This window comes from Adlercreutzia equolifaciens (genome assembly GCF_029076695.1).
Classification (GTDB): Bacteria; Actinomycetota; Coriobacteriia; order Coriobacteriales; family Eggerthellaceae; genus Adlercreutzia; species Adlercreutzia equolifaciens_A.
Window position 1 is genome coordinate 1 of sequence record NZ_JARFIK010000362.1, and the last position, 304, is coordinate 304.

Annotated in this window: 1 protein-coding gene; it reads right to left on the reverse strand. The window is 61.2% G+C overall.

Annotated elements, in window-relative coordinates:
• The coding region (locus PZH32_RS12755) for an NAD(P)H-binding protein (RefSeq protein WP_275208627.1) at nt 1-304 on the reverse strand (304 nt) is incomplete at both ends.

Consider the following 304-nt stretch of genomic DNA (forward strand, 5'->3'; position numbering starts at 1 on the left):
GTTCTCCAGCCATTTATCGGCGAAGAATATCGCGATGTTGTAGTCGGTGAGGTCGGCAAGGCCCTTCTCGGTCTCCCAGCGATCGGGCTCGTTGGCGAACATGGAGCTGAGCATAACGAAGCGTCGCACGCCGGCGCGCTTGCAGGCCTCGATGAGCTTGACAGCGCCGAAGGCGTCGGTTTGCAGCAGATCGGCGCCGCGGGAGCCGGCCACAACGTACACGGTCTCGCAGTCCTTTACCGCTCCGGTCATGGTGTCGACATCGCTGTGGAAATCAAAGGTTACTGGGTGGACGTGGTCGCTG